The organism is Azospirillum himalayense, assembly GCF_042657465.1.
Classification (GTDB): Bacteria; Pseudomonadota; Alphaproteobacteria; order Azospirillales; family Azospirillaceae; genus Azospirillum; species Azospirillum himalayense.
Genome location: NZ_JBHSLC010000004.1, coordinates 229,731 through 244,185, shown reverse-complemented (window position 1 = coordinate 244,185; position 14,455 = coordinate 229,731). Strand labels below are relative to the sequence as shown.

Here is a 14,455-nt window from a genome sequence, read left to right as displayed (position 1 = left end):
GCGCTCGGGAGGCACGCCGCAAGGCGGGCTTGGCCTTCGACCCACGCGATCAATATCGGTGTCGTCCCGTCACCAACCGCCGTGGTCCGATGCCGAGGGTTGTCCGCCGCAGGTCGCTGGTCGCCGCGCTTGCCGCCATGGCGATCGTTTGCTCCGCTCAGCGGGGTTGGGCAACGCCTCCGGACAGGGGCGATCCGAAGGGGCTGATCATCCTCATGAGGCACGCGGAGGCCCCGGGGGTCGGCGATCCGCCGAATTTCCAGATCCGCGACTGCGCGACCCAGCGCAACCTGGACGCAAACGGCCGGGAACAGGCCCGGCGCACCGGCGATCTGCTGCGGAGGATCGCCGGCCGGCCGGCCGCCGTCCATTCGAGCCAGTGGTGCCGCTGCCTGGAGACCGCCCGGCTTTTGGGGGCCGGTCCGGTGCAGGAGCTTCCGGCGCTCAATTCCTTCTTCGAGCGGCGGGAGGAGCAGGAGGCGCAGATCGCCACGCTGCGCCGGTTCCTGGCCGGGTTGCCGGCCGATGGCGCGCCGGTGGTGCTGGTCACCCACCAAGTGGTCGTGACCGCCTTGACCGGGGTCTTCCCGGCCTCCAGCGAGGCGGTGCTCCTCCGGGCCAACGGAACGGGCGCGCCGGCCATCGAGGGGCGAATCAAGGTCGAAGGCTCGAAGTAGGGCATGGGGCCGCGGTTGCGGCGGAGCCCCAAGCGAACTTCCGTTCGCTTTGGATTCACATCGTCTTATTCGCTTTGAGGTCATCCTGGTTCGGTTTGCAGCCGCCAATTTGCAGCCGCCAACCGGCAACCGGACCGTTGCTTCCGTCGTTCCCATCTTCGCGGGAGCGACGGAAGCCATCGGCGCAGAACGGAAACTACTTCTGGACGTTGGCGGCGGTCTGGCCGAACAGAATCTTCTTCCCCTCGTCGGTGACCGACGGGCGCTTGGCCAGTTCCGCACCCTTCTCATAGGCACGGACGGTCGCCGGGCGGGCCTGGATCGCTTCGAACCAGCGCTTCAGCTCGGGGAAGTCGGCGAGGTTCTGGCGCTGCCGCTCGTGCGGGACGATCCACGGGTAGCAGGCCATGTCGGCGATGGTCAGCGCGTCCCCCGCGATGAAGGCGCGGCCCGCCAGACGCTTGTTCAGGACGCCGTAGAGGCGGTTGGTCTCCTTCACGTAGCGGTCGATGGCATAGGGGATCTGCTCGGGCGCGTATTGCACGAAATGATGGTTCTGCCCGGCCATCGGGCCGAGGCCCCCCACCTGCCAGAACAGCCACTCCAGGACCGTCTTGCGGCCGCGCGTGTCGGCGGGCAGGAACTTGCCGGTCTTCTCCGCCAGATAGGTCAGGATCGCGCCCGATTCGAAGACGGACACCGGCTCCCCGCCGTCGGCCGGGGCGCGGTCGACGATCGCCGGCATGCGGTTGTTCGGGGACATCGCCAGGAAGTCCGGCTTGAACTGGTCGCCGGCCGAGATGTCCACGGGATGGATGGTGTAGTCCAGCCCGGCTTCCTCCAGGAACAGGGTGATCTTGTGCCCGTTGGGGGTCGGCCAATAGTGAAGGTCGATCATGGCGGTCCTTCCGGTTTGTCTGCGCCCCGAAAAGTGATGGAGCGCGCGGTTCCAGGCAACCCGCGCCGCGCGCGCATCAGCCCTCCGGAAGGGGCAGGCGACGGGCGCAACGTCGCGGCCCGCGAAATGTTGAGGACGGTGAACCGACAACCAGAACGAGGACCGTCATGAACGACGACCGGAATCCCGCCACCCAGCCCCAGCCCAAGGATGACCGGATCGACGAGGCCCAGGGGGGCACCGTCAAGCCCGACCGGGGCGGCGAGGCCGAACTGACCGAAAAGGAGGAGCGCAAGCGCGGCGGCGCCAACAAGTCCACGCCCGGCCCGATCTACGACGTGTGAGGCCGGCCCATCAGGAGACGAGCGCCAGGGTGGGGTCGGGCGGTATCGGCGTGGCGTCTTCCAGCGTCCGGGCCACCTCGTCCAGCGGGGCGGCGACCACCAGCGGTTCGGAGCGTCCGGCGAAAGTGATCTCGGTCCGCTCCCCTTCGGTGCCGCGCAGGTAGAGAACTCCCGCAGCGTTGATCAGGACCGGTGCCCCGGCGCGGTCGGTGAATTCGATGAACTTCATGCAGGACTCCCACGGAGGTTGCATCACGCTTGGACTGTCTCAAACACGCAAAGTGGGCTGCGGGTTCGCTTCTCCCTATGGCACTGCCCGTTCGGTCCCGCGCCGGCTCGCTCATTGCGCGCAATCAGCCCCTTGATTGATGCACCGCATCGACAAACATGGGCGCTGCGGGCCACGTCGGTCCGTGCCGTCCGCCAACAAGGAACAGATGCCGTGAAGTTGCTCGTCGTCGAAGACGACCCGTTGATCGGGCCCGCCATCAAGGCCGTGATGGAGAATGCCGGATACACGGTCGTCGGCCCTCTGCGCGACGCCGCCAAGGCGACGCGGCTGGGGGTCCGGGAACAGCCGGATCTTGCCCTGGTGGACGTCTATCTGGCCGGAGGTGAGAACGGGCTGACGCTGGCCCGCAAGCTGTGGGAGGAGCACAACATCCCCTCCCTGCTGATCACCGGTTTCGACCACCGCGGCGAGGAGGCGCGCGATTTCGCGGTCGGCCTGCTGCGCAAGCCGGTGATGCCCGACGCGCTCGTCGATGCGGTCGGGGCTGTCGGGGAAATCCTGGCGGGCCTGCGCCCGTCCTCCATTCCGCCGGCGCTGGAACTGTTCGGGCGGCCCGACCGTGCGTCCGCCGCCGCGCCGCAATCGGCGCCGCAACCCGTACAGCAGCCTATGCGGCGGCAGGGCTGAGGCACTGAGGCCCGCCCTGCCGTTTTCCGATGCTTTAAAAAGTACCCTTGGAAAATGACTGTCGGTCAGCGGTCCGGAGACTCGTCCGGGCCGCCCGGCGCAGGGGCTTCCGCCGGCTGCGCGGAGTTCTGCGCAGGGGCCGCGGCGGATTGCCCGTCCTGTGGCTTGGTGTTTTCGGAGCCGTTGCTGGGGTCCAGCTCGACCCATTGGCGATGATCGCTCATGACTTGTCTCCCGTCCGTCTGTGGTCGCGTCCCGTGGTGCAGGCCGTCGTGCAGGAATGGTCCGATGAGGCGCCTCTCGTTTCCCGGTTCGGGCACCTGTCCATCGGAATAACGCGTGGCGGAGGGATTCGATCAATCCTGACAGAAGAAATCGGGTATTTTGTGAGGCAGCCCTGTCAGGGTTCTCGTTTAGAAGCCCCCGCGGACAAGCGCCGGCTCGCCCCGCCGCAACAGCCGCCGGGCCAGCCACAGCGGGGCACGCAGCATCCGCCCCACGGCGGCGCGGGGACCGAGCGGCTTCTCGATCGCGTAATATTTGCGGATCGTCTCCCGCACCTCCCAGACGCCGGTGAAGCCCCTGGGAATGACGAAGGCGTCACCCTGCCCATGCTCCTGCGGCGCGCCGTCCCGGGGGGTGATGACCACCCGCCCGGCCAGCAGGACGCAGAACTCCTCGTAGGGCCAGTCGGCCATAGCGATGGTGCCCGGCGTGCATTGCCAGACCCCGCAGGCGAACCGCCCCCCGCCGCCGTCGTAGAGATTCAGGAAACTTTCCCGAGGGTCGCCGGACAGCACGGTCCCGAAGACGGCAGGCTTGCCGGGATCGCTCCCGATCAGGCGCTGGTCGATGGGAACGAGCGCGCGGCGCGGCGGCGGGTTGCGGTCCATGGAACTCACCCCTCCCGCACCAGCAGGGCGACGGGGAAGTCCCGGAACAGGTCGGCGGCGGTCACCGCGTCCGCAGCCTCCAGCGTCCCGTCGGTCAGCGCGTTGCGCCAGCGCTGCCCGCGCGGCAGCGGGACGGAGGTGTCGCCCCAGTCCGGAGCCTCGCCCAGCGCCCCCACCAGACGCGGGGCGGCGACCACGACGGTGTCGTCGCCCAGCCGCCGGGCGAAGGCCACCACATGCTCCGCCCGCTCGCCCGTCGCATCCAGCGGCAGATACTCGCCCTTGGCGAACAGGTCGGGCATGGCCGTCCGCAGGGCCAGGGCGCGCCGGGTCAGGGAGAGCTTCACCGCGCCGTCCTGCCAGCGGTTCAGCAAGCTGCCGATCTCCGCCCCTTCGACCTCGTCGAGCAGGCGGCGGCGGGTGTCGTAGTCCACCGGGCGCCGGTTGTCGGGATCGACGAGGCTGAAGTTCCACAGCTCGCAGCCCTGGTAAATGTCCGGCACGCCGGGGCTGGTCAGCTTCAGCAGGGTCTGGGTCAGCCCGTTGACCATGCCGATGCGGGCAAGCCGCGCTTGGAAGGGCAGGAAGGCGTCGAAGAAGGCGGTGCTGCGCGTCACGTCCAGCGCGTCGTGGACGAAGCTGGTCATGGCGCTTTCGTAGGCCTCGTTGGGAGACGCCCAGGTGCTGTGGACCTTGGCCTCGCGCATCGACTTGGTCATGGCGCCGGCGAGGCGCTCCGCGAACTCGGTCATCGCCTGCGGGTCGAGGCTGGCGGGGTCCGCCCCGGTCAGCTCCGCCGGCCAAGCGCCGACGAGGAGTTGATAGAACAGATACTCGTCGTTGCGGTCGGGCGGGGCGGTGCCCTCCACGTCGCCGCGGCGGGCGCGCAGCAGGCGGCTCCAGGTCTGGATCTGCCGCTCCCACTCCTCCGGCATCTCCGACAGGGCGTAGAGGCGGGCGCGGGTGTCCTCGCCGCGCTTGGTGTCGTGGGTGGTGCTGCCCAGCATGGCGTGCGGCCAGCGCTCCGCCCGCTCCGCGTTGGCGTGGTGAAAGTTGGCGGTGCCGACCCCGAAATGCTCCGGGTGTCCGCCCACCTCGTTCAGCGCGGCCAGCCGGTTGTAGCGGTAGAAGGCGGTGTCCTCCAGCCCCTTGGCCATCACCGGGCCGCTGTACTGCTGGAAGCGCATGGCGAAGCGCAACACCTGCTGGCGGCTGTAGCCGCTGCGCGGTTGGGCCACCAGATCGGTGGTCAGCAGCCTGTGCAGGAAATCATAGGCTGAGCCGTCGGTGTTCGGGTCGGCCTTGCGCGCCTGGGTGATCGCCCAGTCGATGCTCCGCCGGTCCAGCTCGCTGACGCCGCGCCAGTCCACATAGGTGCGGTAGACCGGGAAGCGGGCGATGGTCTCCTTCAGCGCCTGATGCAGGATGTTGGCGGTGAAGTCGGCGGTGCGCGGGTTGGCGCGGGCGATGCGCGAGGCCTGCCGGGCCAGCACGTGAAGCTCGCTGGCCATCTCGCTGTCCATGATGCGGATCTTGCTCGTCCGCACCACCTCGTCGAAGCTCTCGCGCCGCCCGGTGAAGTCGGCATAGAGGCGGGTGAAGGCCTCCTCTCCCCGCGGATCGACGAACAGGCCGCCCATCAGGTTGGCGAACTCGTAGCCGGTGGTGCCGTCGATCGGCCAGTCCTCGCGAAGCCGCTCGTGGCGGGCCAGGATCTTTTCGACCACCAGATAGAAGGGCCGCTCGGTCGCCTGGGCCAGCCGCTCGCAATAGCCCTTGGGGTCGTAGAGGCCGTCGATGTGGTCGATGCGCAGCCCGTCCAGCGTGCCGTCGTCGACCAGCTTGAAGGCCAGCCGGTGGGCGACGTCGAACAGTTCCCGCTCCTCCATGCGCAGGCCGGCGAGTTCGTTGATGTTGAAGAAGCGGCGGTAGTTGATGTCGTCCGCCGCCACCTTGAAATAGGCGGCGCGCCAGTTCTGGGCGGCGATCAGGTCGGTCAGGCGGCGCCAGCTCTCCGGCTCGCCCTCCGCGCCGCGGAAGCGCTTCAGCCGGCGCTCCACGGCCTCGGCGACATCGGGCTTCTCGGAGACCAGCGCGGCCAGCTCGGCCTTGAGGGCGTTAGCGCGGCGGATCTGGTGAGGGCGCACCTGATCGAGGTGGCGGAAGGCGTCGCCGATGCGCTCCAGATCGGGATGGTCGTCGCCGAGGATCGTGCCATAGTCGGCGGGCCGGATGGGCAGCTTGTGGGTATCGTAGGCCCAGACGGCGAAGCCGCCCGCGTCCTTGTCGAAGCGCAACTCCAGCCCGCCGGATTCCAGAACGGCGCCGAACTGGTCGCCGAGCAGCGGCACCAGCACCTTGCCGTGCAGGTAACGGCGGTCGGGCTCCCACTCGATGTCGAAATAGCCAGCGTAGGGGCTGTCCGGCCCCCACTCCAGCACGTCCAGCCACCAGCCGTTGTCCGACCCGCCGACGCCCATGTGGTTCGGCACGAAGTCGAGGATCTGGCCGAGCCCGTTGCGCTTCAGCGCCTCGACCATGGCGTGGAAGGACTCCTCGCTGCCCAGCTCCGGGTTCAGGGCGTTGTGGTCGACGATGTCATAGCCGTGGGTGCTGCCCGGCCGCGCCTTCATGTAGGGCGAGGCGTAGAGGTGGCTGACGCCCAGCCGCGCCATGTAGTCGGCGATTCCGGCGGTGCGGTCGAAGCCGAACTCGGCGCGCAACTGCACGCGGTAGGTGGCCAGGGGGATCGGCTTATCGGCGTCCGCCGCCATGGGTTGGTCTCCTGATGGGTGTTCCCTCTCCCCTCTGGGGAGAGGGGAGGGTGAGGGGGTTGCGCGTGTGCCGGACGTTCGGGAGTTGCGGGACCCCCTCACCCCAACCCTCTCCCCGGAGGGGAGAGGGGGCTTTCTGGCTTCTTCCCGTCCGCCACCGCCGCGGGCCGGGCGGCGGCCATGATGGCGGCGATGGCGCCGGCCTGCGGGCAGTCGGCCATGTCCTCCAGCGCGAGGTGCAGCTTGCGGCGCCAATTGGGGTACTGGTCCACCGTGCCGGGCAGGTTCACCTGCTCCAGCTCGGCGGTCAGGTCGTCCATCTGGACCATGGCGATGGCCGAGCCGGTGCGGGCCAGGAAGGCGTGCACCGCGTGGCCGAGCGCCTCGCTGTAGGGGCTGTCGGGGCCGAAGCTGGCGGGCAGGGGCAGGAAGGCGTCGGCGAGCGCTTCCAGCAGGCGGGCGCGTTCGGCCTTGCGGCGGTCGCGCTGGCGCTCCGCCTCACCCTCCGCCGGATACAGGCCGCGCTCCTCCTTCAGCGTGATGTCGTGCCCCTCCCACCAGCCGCGCAGAGTGGCGAGGTCGTGGCTGCCCACCGTGGCGAGCGCCGTATAGGGATAGTCGTCGGGGCCGCGGAACCCGCCGTCCTCGGTCCATTCGAAGAACATCACCCGGTAACTCAGGACACCCGCCTCCGCCATGCGCTCGCGGAATCCCTCGGGCACGGTGCCCAGATCCTCGCCGACGACGAGGCAACGGTTGCGCTGGCTCTCCAGGGCCAGGATTCCGAGGAGGTCGTCCATCGGGTAGGCGACGTAGGCCCCTTCGGAGGGCGGGTGCCCCTCCGGTATCCAGTAGACGTGCTGGAGCGCCATGGCGTGGTCGATGCGCAGCGCCCCGGCGTGGCGCATGTTGGCGCGAAGAAGCTCGATGAAGCGGGCGTAGCCGCCCTCGCGCAGAGCGTGGGGGTGGAAGGGCGGCAGGCCCCAGTCCTGGCCGGCCGGATTGAACAGGTCGGGCGGGGCGCCGACATGGGCCTGCGCCACCACCACATGCGGGTCGGCCCAGGTCTCCGCCCCGCCGCTGTCCGCCCCGACCGCGAGGTCGCGGAAGAAGCCGACGGCCATGCCGCGCTCCCGCGCCCGCTCCGCCGCCGCCTGCAACTGGCTATCGGCCAGCCATTGCAGCCAGACGAAGAAGTCGATGCGCTCCCGCTGCTCCTCGGCGAAGCGGCGGACGGCGGGGGAAGTGGCGTCCCGATACTCCTCCGGCCAGCGGCGCCAGTCGGGCGTGCCGTCCTTGGCGAAACGCTCGCGCAGGGCCTGGAAGGTGCAGAAGCGGTCGAGCCCCTCGCCCAGTTCGGCCCGGAAGGCGGCGAGCGCCCGACGCCGCTCCTCGCTGCCTTCGGTCTGGAAATGGGCGAACAGCCGTTCCAGGACCGGCAGCTTCAGTGCCGCGACGGCGGCGTAATTGACCAGCGGGGCGGCCCCCGCCGCCTGCACCGCGCCGAGAAAGCTCTCATCCGCGATCAGGTCGCGGGTCTCGGGGCAGCCCATCAGCTCCGGCACCGCCAGCACGTCGATGTAGAGCGGGTTGAGGAACAGCCGGCTGGCCGGGGAATAGGGGCTGGCCTGATCGGGCTGGTCGAGGAACAGGGCGTGCAGCGGGTTCAGCCCGACGATGCCCGCCCCGCGCGCCGCCGCCATCTCCGCGACGTTGACGAGGTCGCCGAAGTCGCCGATCCCCCAATCCCCGGCGCAGCGCAGGGCGTAGAGCTGCACCGACAGGCCCCAGATCCGTTCGCCCATCTGGAGCGGGGCGGGCAGATGGCAGGTGGCGGGGGCGGCGATGACCGTTGTTTCCAGGCCGGGATGCTCCGCCCGTAGACCCTCCACGTCCAGCCGCAGCCGGTGATAGCCGGGCGCCGGAGCCGCGCCGAGGTCGAGGCGGCGCACCTCGAAGCGCTGCTCACCCACGCCCGCCTTGCGGACCAACGGCAGGTCGGTGAAATCGGCCTCGCCGCTGCGGTCGCCCCCGCCCTCCAGCGTCAAGGTCCAGCGCAGCGTCCCGCTGCCTTCCGGCAGGGTGACGGTGACGGAGAAAGGCGGGCGGTCGATGCGCAGCACCGCCACCGGCGGCAGGGGGCGGGCCAACTCGCGCCGCTCCAGCGCCGCCAGCGCCTGTTCCGGGTCGTCGGCGTCGACCTCCATGGCGGCGAGCAGAGCGCGGATGGTGCCCTCCGAGGCCTGGACGGTCTCGCCCGAGGCGCCGGTGTAGTGCGTCTCGATCCCCATCCGCTCGCCGAGCCGGTCGAGCGCCGTCGTCTCCTCGATGGTCCACAGGACGGACAGCGGCGCCATGGTTCCACCGTCGAGCCCGTCGCCCTCGGTCCACAGGACGCGGCCCACGGCCTCGCCCATGCCCTCCACCGGCGCCTCGGACAGGTTGGCGAGCAGATGCAGGTGGCTGCCGTCGCCCAGCCGCCAGGAGACGCGGATGCCCCGTCCGTCGATCACCTCGTGGGCGGCGGCACCGCCGGGCGCGTTTTCCAGCCGCGGCGCGATCTCCTTGCGGCGCACCGCCAGGATGCGGCGGTACCAGTCCAGCCACTCCCCATGCGCGCCGGTGTCGCGGTCGTCCCAATCGAGCTTGGCCGACTGGAAGGTTTCCGGCGCGGTCGGGTCGGGGATGCGGTCGCGCACCTTCGGGTCCTGGAATTCGGGGAACTTGGCAAACTCCTCCCGCCGGCCGTTGCGGACCGCCTCGGCCAGCTCGTCGGCGAAGTCGCAGAAGAAGGGGAAGGGGCGGTCGGAGGCCCATTCCTCGCCCATGAACAGCATCGGGATGCCCGGCCCGAGCAGATAGAGCGAGGTCGCCGCCCGCACCGCCTCGGGCCGGGAGAAGCGGGTGATGCGGTCCCCGAAGGCGCGGTTGCCGATCTGGTCGTGGTTCTGGATGAAGGTGACGAAGGCGGTCGGCGGCAGATGCGCGGAGGGTTCGCCGCGCGCCTCGCCGCCGCGGTAGGAGGAGGCGTGGCCCTGGAAGGCGAAGCCCTCGGCCATGGCGCGGGCCAGCTTCACCGCGTCGCCGGCGTAGTCGGCGTAATAGCCGGCGTCCTCGCCGGACGCCCAGACGTGCAGGCAGTGGTGCAGGTCGTCGTTCCACTGCGCGGTGTGCCAGCGCGGGTCGCCTTCCGGATGACGTTCCAGCAGGTGGGCCTCGTTCTCGTCGTTCTCCAGAACGAGATGGACGTGGCGGCGGCAGCGCACGGCGTCCTGCACGCGCTCCGCCAGCTCCTGAAGGAACAGCTTGTCGCTGTCGTCGAGGATGGCGTGGACCGCGTCGAAGCGCAGCCCGTCCATGTGGAACTCCTCGATCCAATAGAGCGCGTTGTGGATGAAGTAGTCGCGCACCGTGGCGTTGCGCGGCCCGTCCACGTTGATGGCGTCGCCCCAGGGCGTCTTGTGCCGGTCGGTGAAGAAGGCCTTGGCGTAGGCGTGGAGGTAGTTCCCGTCCGGCCCGAAATGGTTGTAGACGACGTCGAGGAAGACCATCAGCCCCTTGGCGTGGGCGGCGTCGACCAGCGCCTTCAGATCCTCCGGGCGGCCATAGGCGGCGTCCGGAGCGTAGGGCAGCACCCCGTCATAGCCCCAGTTGCGGGCGCCGGGGAAATCGGCCACCGGCAGCAGTTCGATGGCGGTGACGCCCAGTTCCACGAGGTGGTCGAGCTTGTCGATGGCGGCGCGGAAGGTGCCTTCCTCGGTAAAGGTGCCGACATGCAGCTCGTACAGCACCGTCTCGTGCCAGGGGCGGCCGGTCCAGGCGGCGTCGGACCAGCGGAAGACGGTGGGGTCGATCACCTCGCTCGGCCCGTGCACGTCGTCGGGCTGGTGGCGGGAGGCCGGGTCGGGCACGCGCAGCCCGTCCGGAAGCTCGAACTGGTAGCGGCTGCCCGCCTGGGCTTGGGCGGTGGTCCATTCGAACCAGCCGTCGGCCCGCCGCACCATCGGCAGCAGGGCCTGGGTGTCCTCCAGCCACAGCGAGACCTGCTCGGTCCCCGGCGCCCACAGGGTGAAGCGGACGGAGCCGTCGGGCTGCACCTGTGCGCCGAAGGGCATGGCGTGGGCCCGCGCCTCGCCGAGGCGGGTGGCGCCGGGGGCGGCCAGCCCGACCGGGCCGGACGCGCGGTCGGCGACCTCCGGCCCGGCGTCGGCGCCCAGGATGCCGATGGCCCCGGCCAGCGGGATGGCCAGCCAGTCGGGCCGGTTCGCCAGCTCGTAGCCGATCTCGTAGAGCGCCTTCTCCAGCAGGAAGAGTTTCAAAAGCTGCGTGGCGGTGGCCGCGTCGGTGGGCCAGCCGGGGCAATCCCCGATAGACTCGCGGTAGCCGGCGACGAAGGCGGCCGCCGCCTCGCCCTCCCACCAGTTCAGCCAGGCGGTGCGGGCGCCGCGCGCCGTCTCGTCCAGGTCGCCGGGCAGGGCGGCCCGCGCCCCGGCGGCGGCGTAGGTGATGGAGCGCAGCATCCCCGCCACGTCGCGCAGGATGCAGTGCTTGGCCCGCCGTTCGGCCAGCGGGCGCATCGGCTCGCCCTCGAAATCGACAATGAACAGGTCGTCCTTGCCGGCCAGCACCTGCCCCAGGTGATAGTCGCCGTGCAGGCGCATGGCGTGGAAGGTGCCGTGCGGTGGCGTCAGCGTCGCGATCTGCCGCATCACCGTCGCCTCGCTGTCGGCCAGCGACGCGGCGTAGGGAGCGAGGTCGGCGTCCAGCCGCGGGGCGGCTTCGCGCAGCTGGCCCAGCACGCGGCGGGCGAGGGTGCGCACCCCGTCCGCCCAGCCCGTCAGCATGGCCGGAGTCACCGGTTCGGGCGTGAAGGCGTCGCCACCGCCGGGGGTGGCGAGCGCCCGGTGCATCTCCGCCGTGCGACGGCCCAGCCGGCGCATGAAGGTCATCAGGGCGACGTCGTCCGCCTTGTCGTCGAAGCGTTCGACGCGCTCCGTCAAGCAGGCGGTGACGTGGCTCCAGGCGTCGCGGGCGTCGGGGACCAGCTCCTGCAGGATGCACAGGGTGGCGGCCTCGCCGTCGCCCGTGCGCTCCACCCAGCCGAGCAGCGCGGGGGTGTTGCGGAAGTTGGCGACCTCGGTCAGGAAGCGCCCGACCTCCAGCTCCGGATGGGTGCCGGATTCCAGCTTGCGCAGCCCCTTCAGGATCGCCGCGTCGCCGACGCGGACGGAGGTGTTGGATTGCTCCGCCCCCGTCCAGCGCAGCGCGGCACCATTGCCCAGCGCGTTTTTCACGGCGTCAAAGGCGCGGCTGCGGCCATAGCGCAGGCCGCCGTTCTCGCCGCCCTTGCGGATGCCGTCGAGCAGGGCGCGAACCACCTCCTCGTCGCCGTAGCCGTCGCGCAGGCTGCCTGTCCAGGGGAGCGCCTCGGGGCCGGCGATGGAGAAGGGGTCAGCGGTATCGGCCTTGCCGTCGCGGTTGAGCACCAGGGGAAGCTGGTAGAGCTGCGGCTCGCGCCCCGGTGCCTCGACCCGCAACAGGCAGAGCTGGGCGGAACCGGAGGCCAGCGGAAGCGGCAGCGCATCGACGATGTGCACGGTGGGCGTGCCGGCGTCCTTTGCGGCGTACCAACGCCGTCCGGTCAGGAAGCCGGGAAGCAGTTTGTCCTGAAGCAGGGACAGGGCCTCGCCCTCGATGGGGCCGGAAAAAGCGTTCGATTTGGGCGCTGTCGACAAGACACGTCTCCCCTGTTGGGCGGCACGGCTCGCACAACAACCGGGGCGGTTCGGTGTTCCTCCCGCCTAACCGTAGGTGGCTAGCCGTCGGACATGCGCGGATGGTGGGGCAGGCGGCCCAGCCGGCCGATCCGTTCGGCCAGTTGCAACGCTTCGACCACGTCGTCGAGCCGCCCGCACTGCATCAGCGTGTGGGCGTGGGTGTTGAGCGCGGCGACCACCGCGCGTTCGTCGGACACGCCATCGGCCGGGCGCCCCTCGCGGTCGAGGATGACCGCACCGAGCGCGGCCAGCGCCTCCGCCGACAGATTCACGGCGTCGAGCATCGCCGCGTCGTCCTTCTCCGCGGCGTTCAGCACGGGTTCCAGCACCTCGGCGAGCAACCGGGGATTCATGTAGGCACGCTCCTGACGGCATCTGTGCTTTGAAACACTGAAGATGGCCCGTTGTGCCGCCGCCGCAAGCCGATGTCCCGTCAACTGAACGGGAGGTAGAGGGCGCTTGCGCTTCCCAAATTCCAGCCCGGAGGGGAGAGGGAGCCTGAAACCTGTCTGACGGCTGGGAAGGCAAAGGCAGGCCTGAAGCGGCGCACAGCCGTTAGCCTTGTCCCCGGCCGCGTCTCCCATTTTGTATGAATTTCGGCGGCGTATTGGATGCATTCAAATTGACATTGTCAGCCTTGATGGTGCATACGATCACGCATTGCATGCAGGCATTGCTTGCCATTGCCCCCGAAGGAACACGTGATGTCATCCGAACAGGAGTGGCCGCCTCTTCCCCCATTCAGCACCGGCGCGCGTGGTCGCTGCCCACGCTGCGGCCAGGGTCATCTGTTCAACGGCTTCCTGGCGCTGCGCTCCCACTGCGAGGTCTGCGGTCTGGACCACTCCTACGCCGATCCGGCCGACGGCCCTGCCTTCTTCGTCATCTGCTTCGCCTCCATTCCCACGGTCATCCTGGCGCTCTGGATCGAGGTAAAGTTCGAGGCCCCTTACTGGGTGCACCTCGTCACGACCCTGCCGTTCCTGTTGCTGACCTGTGTGCCGCCCTTACGGCCGTTGAAGGGGTGGTTGGTGGCCAGCCAGTACGTCTACAAGGCCGAAGAAGCCCGTTTCGTTGCAGACCCGCCAACTCAGCCGCCCGTGGCCCCATCCGCAGACAAAGTCACGCGATCGACCTGACGGTCGTCAGGTGATCCTTGACGATGGGTGGTGTCATAGCCTGGAGATGTTCAAAATGTACGACTGGTTCCCTTTGGTCTTCTTCCCATTCAAAATTATCGTGTTGGGAACGGGCATGTTCTTCGCCATCAAGTGGCATCACGATAAGGCGAAGCAGGAGAAAGCGAAGAAGGACAACGAAGCCAACGCATCGTAAGCGCCCGCCGAAAACAGCGGCCGCCATCGCAAGGCATCGGACAGGACTTACGCTTCCAGGACGGACTCGACCTCGGACAGGTCGCTCAGGCGGCGGGCCAGCTTGTCCGTGCACTGGATTTCCAGGATGCCGAAGCCGGCGTTGGGCGCGATCGCGTGAAGGTCGCCAGCCATGCCGTTCTGGCTGGCGAAGCGCTTGAGCCGCTCCACCATGGCGTCGCGCTCGGGCCGGCCCGGACGCAAGCCGGGCAAGGGGCGGGTGAACAGGACCTTGTAGCGTTTGAACATGGCGTGAGCCATGGGAGAGGCTCCCGGCCGGATTGGGGATGGACGCTCCAGGGGATGTGGCACGTCCGCCCCCGCCGGTGCAAGCCCTTCGGGCCGGGATCAGTCCCCAGCGTCAGTCCTTGGTCGGCTCCACATTCTCCGCGCCCTTGCGGGTGCCGCCGAAACGGTCGGCGCCCTTGGCGTCGGGGGCGTCCGGCTTCTTGTGGTTGCCGGTGTTCTGCTGGTCGTCGGTGTGCTTGACGGTCTCTTCGGTGTGGGGCTGCTTCATTGCGGGGCCTCATGCTCCGTTCGGAATGGTCACCCCATCAACCGGTCAGGCTCGCGCCCGTTCCCCAAAATCGTCCGCTGCCAATCCCCTCTCCCGCCCCGGGAGAGGGAAGGGGCCCACGCCCGTGGCGTGGGAAGGGTGAGGGTGCCGCCGAGGGTCAACGCCTTGATCCTTGTTCGACCCTCACCCGCTCTCGGCGGACCAAAGGTCCACCTGCCGCGTCAGCGCTGGTTTTCAGCCAGCGCGAGAGCCCGCTGCGCGGGCACCCTCTCCCGGGGCGGGA

Annotated in this window: 14 protein-coding genes; 5 read left to right on the top strand and 9 right to left on the bottom strand. The window is 69.5% G+C overall.

The genetic code is table 11. The features are described 5' to 3' along the window. Nucleotides 1-215 precede the first annotated feature (215 nt). A complete protein-coding gene (locus ACFPMG_RS03150) occupies nucleotides 216-677 on the top strand; it encodes a histidine phosphatase family protein (RefSeq protein ID WP_376993771.1) in 462 nt (153 codons plus the stop codon). A 196-nt stretch (nucleotides 678-873) separates the two neighbouring features. Here the strand turns inward: ACFPMG_RS03150 and ACFPMG_RS03145 are convergent, their stop codons facing one another. Next, complete coding sequence (locus ACFPMG_RS03145; RefSeq protein WP_376993770.1) at nucleotides 874-1,575, bottom strand: glutathione binding-like protein; 702 nt, start codon at nucleotides 1,573-1,575, stop codon at nucleotides 874-876. Between the two features lie 167 nt (nucleotides 1,576-1,742). On the opposite strand from ACFPMG_RS03145, the gene ACFPMG_RS03140 reads away from it, so the two are divergent. Further along, nucleotides 1,743-1,919 carry a hypothetical protein gene (locus ACFPMG_RS03140; RefSeq protein ID WP_376993769.1) on the top strand — a complete coding sequence of 59 codons (177 nt, stop codon included), beginning with the start codon at nucleotides 1,743-1,745 and terminating at the stop codon, nucleotides 1,917-1,919. Nucleotides 1,920-1,929: 10 nt separating this feature from the next. Here the strand turns inward: ACFPMG_RS03140 and ACFPMG_RS03135 are convergent, their stop codons facing one another. Next, complete coding sequence (locus ACFPMG_RS03135) at nucleotides 1,930-2,148, bottom strand: hypothetical protein (RefSeq protein ID WP_035683641.1); 219 nt, start codon at nucleotides 2,146-2,148, stop codon at nucleotides 1,930-1,932. A 213-nt stretch (nucleotides 2,149-2,361) separates the two neighbouring features. Between ACFPMG_RS03135 and ACFPMG_RS03130 the strand changes: the two genes are divergently transcribed. Further along, complete coding sequence (locus ACFPMG_RS03130; protein WP_376993767.1) at nucleotides 2,362-2,838, top strand: response regulator; 477 nt, start codon at nucleotides 2,362-2,364, stop codon at nucleotides 2,836-2,838. A gap of 65 nt (nucleotides 2,839-2,903) precedes the next feature. Here the strand turns inward: ACFPMG_RS03130 and ACFPMG_RS03125 are convergent, their stop codons facing one another. From ACFPMG_RS03125 to ACFPMG_RS03105, 5 genes are all read right to left on the bottom strand, one after another. Beyond that, nucleotides 2,904-3,062 (bottom strand): hypothetical protein, encoded by a 159-nt coding sequence (locus tag ACFPMG_RS03125; RefSeq protein ID WP_376993766.1) that lies wholly within the window; start codon nucleotides 3,060-3,062, stop codon nucleotides 2,904-2,906. Nucleotides 3,063-3,251: 189 nt separating this feature from the next. Further along, complete coding sequence (locus ACFPMG_RS03120) at nucleotides 3,252-3,731, bottom strand: cupin domain-containing protein (protein ID WP_376993765.1); 480 nt, start codon at nucleotides 3,729-3,731, stop codon at nucleotides 3,252-3,254. 5 nt (nucleotides 3,732-3,736) lie between these two features. After that, the gene (treY, locus tag ACFPMG_RS03115; RefSeq protein WP_376993764.1) at nucleotides 3,737-6,505 is read right to left on the bottom strand and encodes a malto-oligosyltrehalose synthase; all 2,769 of its coding nucleotides are present in this window, start codon (nucleotides 6,503-6,505) and stop codon (nucleotides 3,737-3,739) included. Between the two features lie 98 nt (nucleotides 6,506-6,603). Beyond that, nucleotides 6,604-12,240, bottom strand: a complete 5,637-nt coding sequence (gene treZ / locus ACFPMG_RS03110) for a malto-oligosyltrehalose trehalohydrolase (RefSeq protein WP_376993763.1) — start codon at nucleotides 12,238-12,240, stop codon at nucleotides 6,604-6,606. 80 nt (nucleotides 12,241-12,320) lie between these two features. Continuing rightward, the gene (locus ACFPMG_RS03105; RefSeq protein WP_040134427.1) at nucleotides 12,321-12,635 is read right to left on the bottom strand and encodes a hypothetical protein; all 315 of its coding nucleotides are present in this window, start codon (nucleotides 12,633-12,635) and stop codon (nucleotides 12,321-12,323) included. 351 nt (nucleotides 12,636-12,986) lie between these two features. Here ACFPMG_RS03105 and ACFPMG_RS03100 point away from each other — a divergent pair, with 351 nt between their 5' ends. After that, nucleotides 12,987-13,421 (top strand): DUF983 domain-containing protein, encoded by a 435-nt coding sequence (locus tag ACFPMG_RS03100; RefSeq protein ID WP_376993762.1) that lies wholly within the window; start codon nucleotides 12,987-12,989, stop codon nucleotides 13,419-13,421. 55 nt (nucleotides 13,422-13,476) lie between these two features. Continuing rightward, nucleotides 13,477-13,617 carry a hypothetical protein gene (locus ACFPMG_RS03095; protein ID WP_175428789.1) on the top strand — a complete coding sequence of 47 codons (141 nt, stop codon included), beginning with the start codon at nucleotides 13,477-13,479 and terminating at the stop codon, nucleotides 13,615-13,617. Between the two features lie 47 nt (nucleotides 13,618-13,664). Here the strand turns inward: ACFPMG_RS03095 and ACFPMG_RS03090 are convergent, their stop codons facing one another. Both ACFPMG_RS03090 and ACFPMG_RS03085 read right to left on the bottom strand, forming a co-directional pair. Then, nucleotides 13,665-13,916: a hypothetical protein gene (locus ACFPMG_RS03090; protein ID WP_040134425.1), complete on the bottom strand. Its 252-nt coding sequence runs from the start codon at nucleotides 13,914-13,916 to the stop codon at nucleotides 13,665-13,667. A 100-nt stretch (nucleotides 13,917-14,016) separates the two neighbouring features. Next, nucleotides 14,017-14,172 (bottom strand): hypothetical protein, encoded by a 156-nt coding sequence (locus ACFPMG_RS03085; RefSeq protein ID WP_014197509.1) that lies wholly within the window; start codon nucleotides 14,170-14,172, stop codon nucleotides 14,017-14,019. Between the last annotated feature and the right edge of the window lie 283 nt (nucleotides 14,173-14,455).

Bases quoted from the DNA above. Each gene is read 5' to 3' on its own strand.
- ACFPMG_RS03150 (WP_376993771.1), top strand. From the start codon at position 216: ATGAGGCACGCGGAGGCCCCGGGGGTCGGCGATCCGCCGAATTTCCAG.
- ACFPMG_RS03145 (WP_376993770.1), bottom strand. From the start codon at position 1,575: ATGATCGACCTTCACTATTGGCCGACCCCCAACGGGCACAAGATCACC.
- ACFPMG_RS03140 (WP_376993769.1), top strand. From the start codon at position 1,743: ATGAACGACGACCGGAATCCCGCCACCCAGCCCCAGCCCAAGGATGAC.
- ACFPMG_RS03135 (WP_035683641.1), bottom strand. From the start codon at position 2,148: ATGAAGTTCATCGAATTCACCGACCGCGCCGGGGCACCGGTCCTGATC.
- ACFPMG_RS03125 (WP_376993766.1), bottom strand. From the start codon at position 3,062: ATGAGCGATCATCGCCAATGGGTCGAGCTGGACCCCAGCAACGGCTCC.
- ACFPMG_RS03120 (WP_376993765.1), bottom strand. From the start codon at position 3,731: ATGGACCGCAACCCGCCGCCGCGCCGCGCGCTCGTTCCCATCGACCAG.
- treY (WP_376993764.1), bottom strand. From the start codon at position 6,505: ATGGCGGCGGACGCCGATAAGCCGATCCCCCTGGCCACCTACCGCGTG.
- ACFPMG_RS03105 (WP_040134427.1), bottom strand. From the start codon at position 12,635: ATGAATCCCCGGTTGCTCGCCGAGGTGCTGGAACCCGTGCTGAACGCC.
- ACFPMG_RS03100 (WP_376993762.1), top strand. From the start codon at position 12,987: ATGTCATCCGAACAGGAGTGGCCGCCTCTTCCCCCATTCAGCACCGGC.
- ACFPMG_RS03095 (WP_175428789.1), top strand. From the start codon at position 13,477: ATGTACGACTGGTTCCCTTTGGTCTTCTTCCCATTCAAAATTATCGTG.
- ACFPMG_RS03090 (WP_040134425.1), bottom strand. From the start codon at position 13,916: ATGGCTCACGCCATGTTCAAACGCTACAAGGTCCTGTTCACCCGCCCC.
- ACFPMG_RS03085 (WP_014197509.1), bottom strand. From the start codon at position 14,172: ATGAAGCAGCCCCACACCGAAGAGACCGTCAAGCACACCGACGACCAG.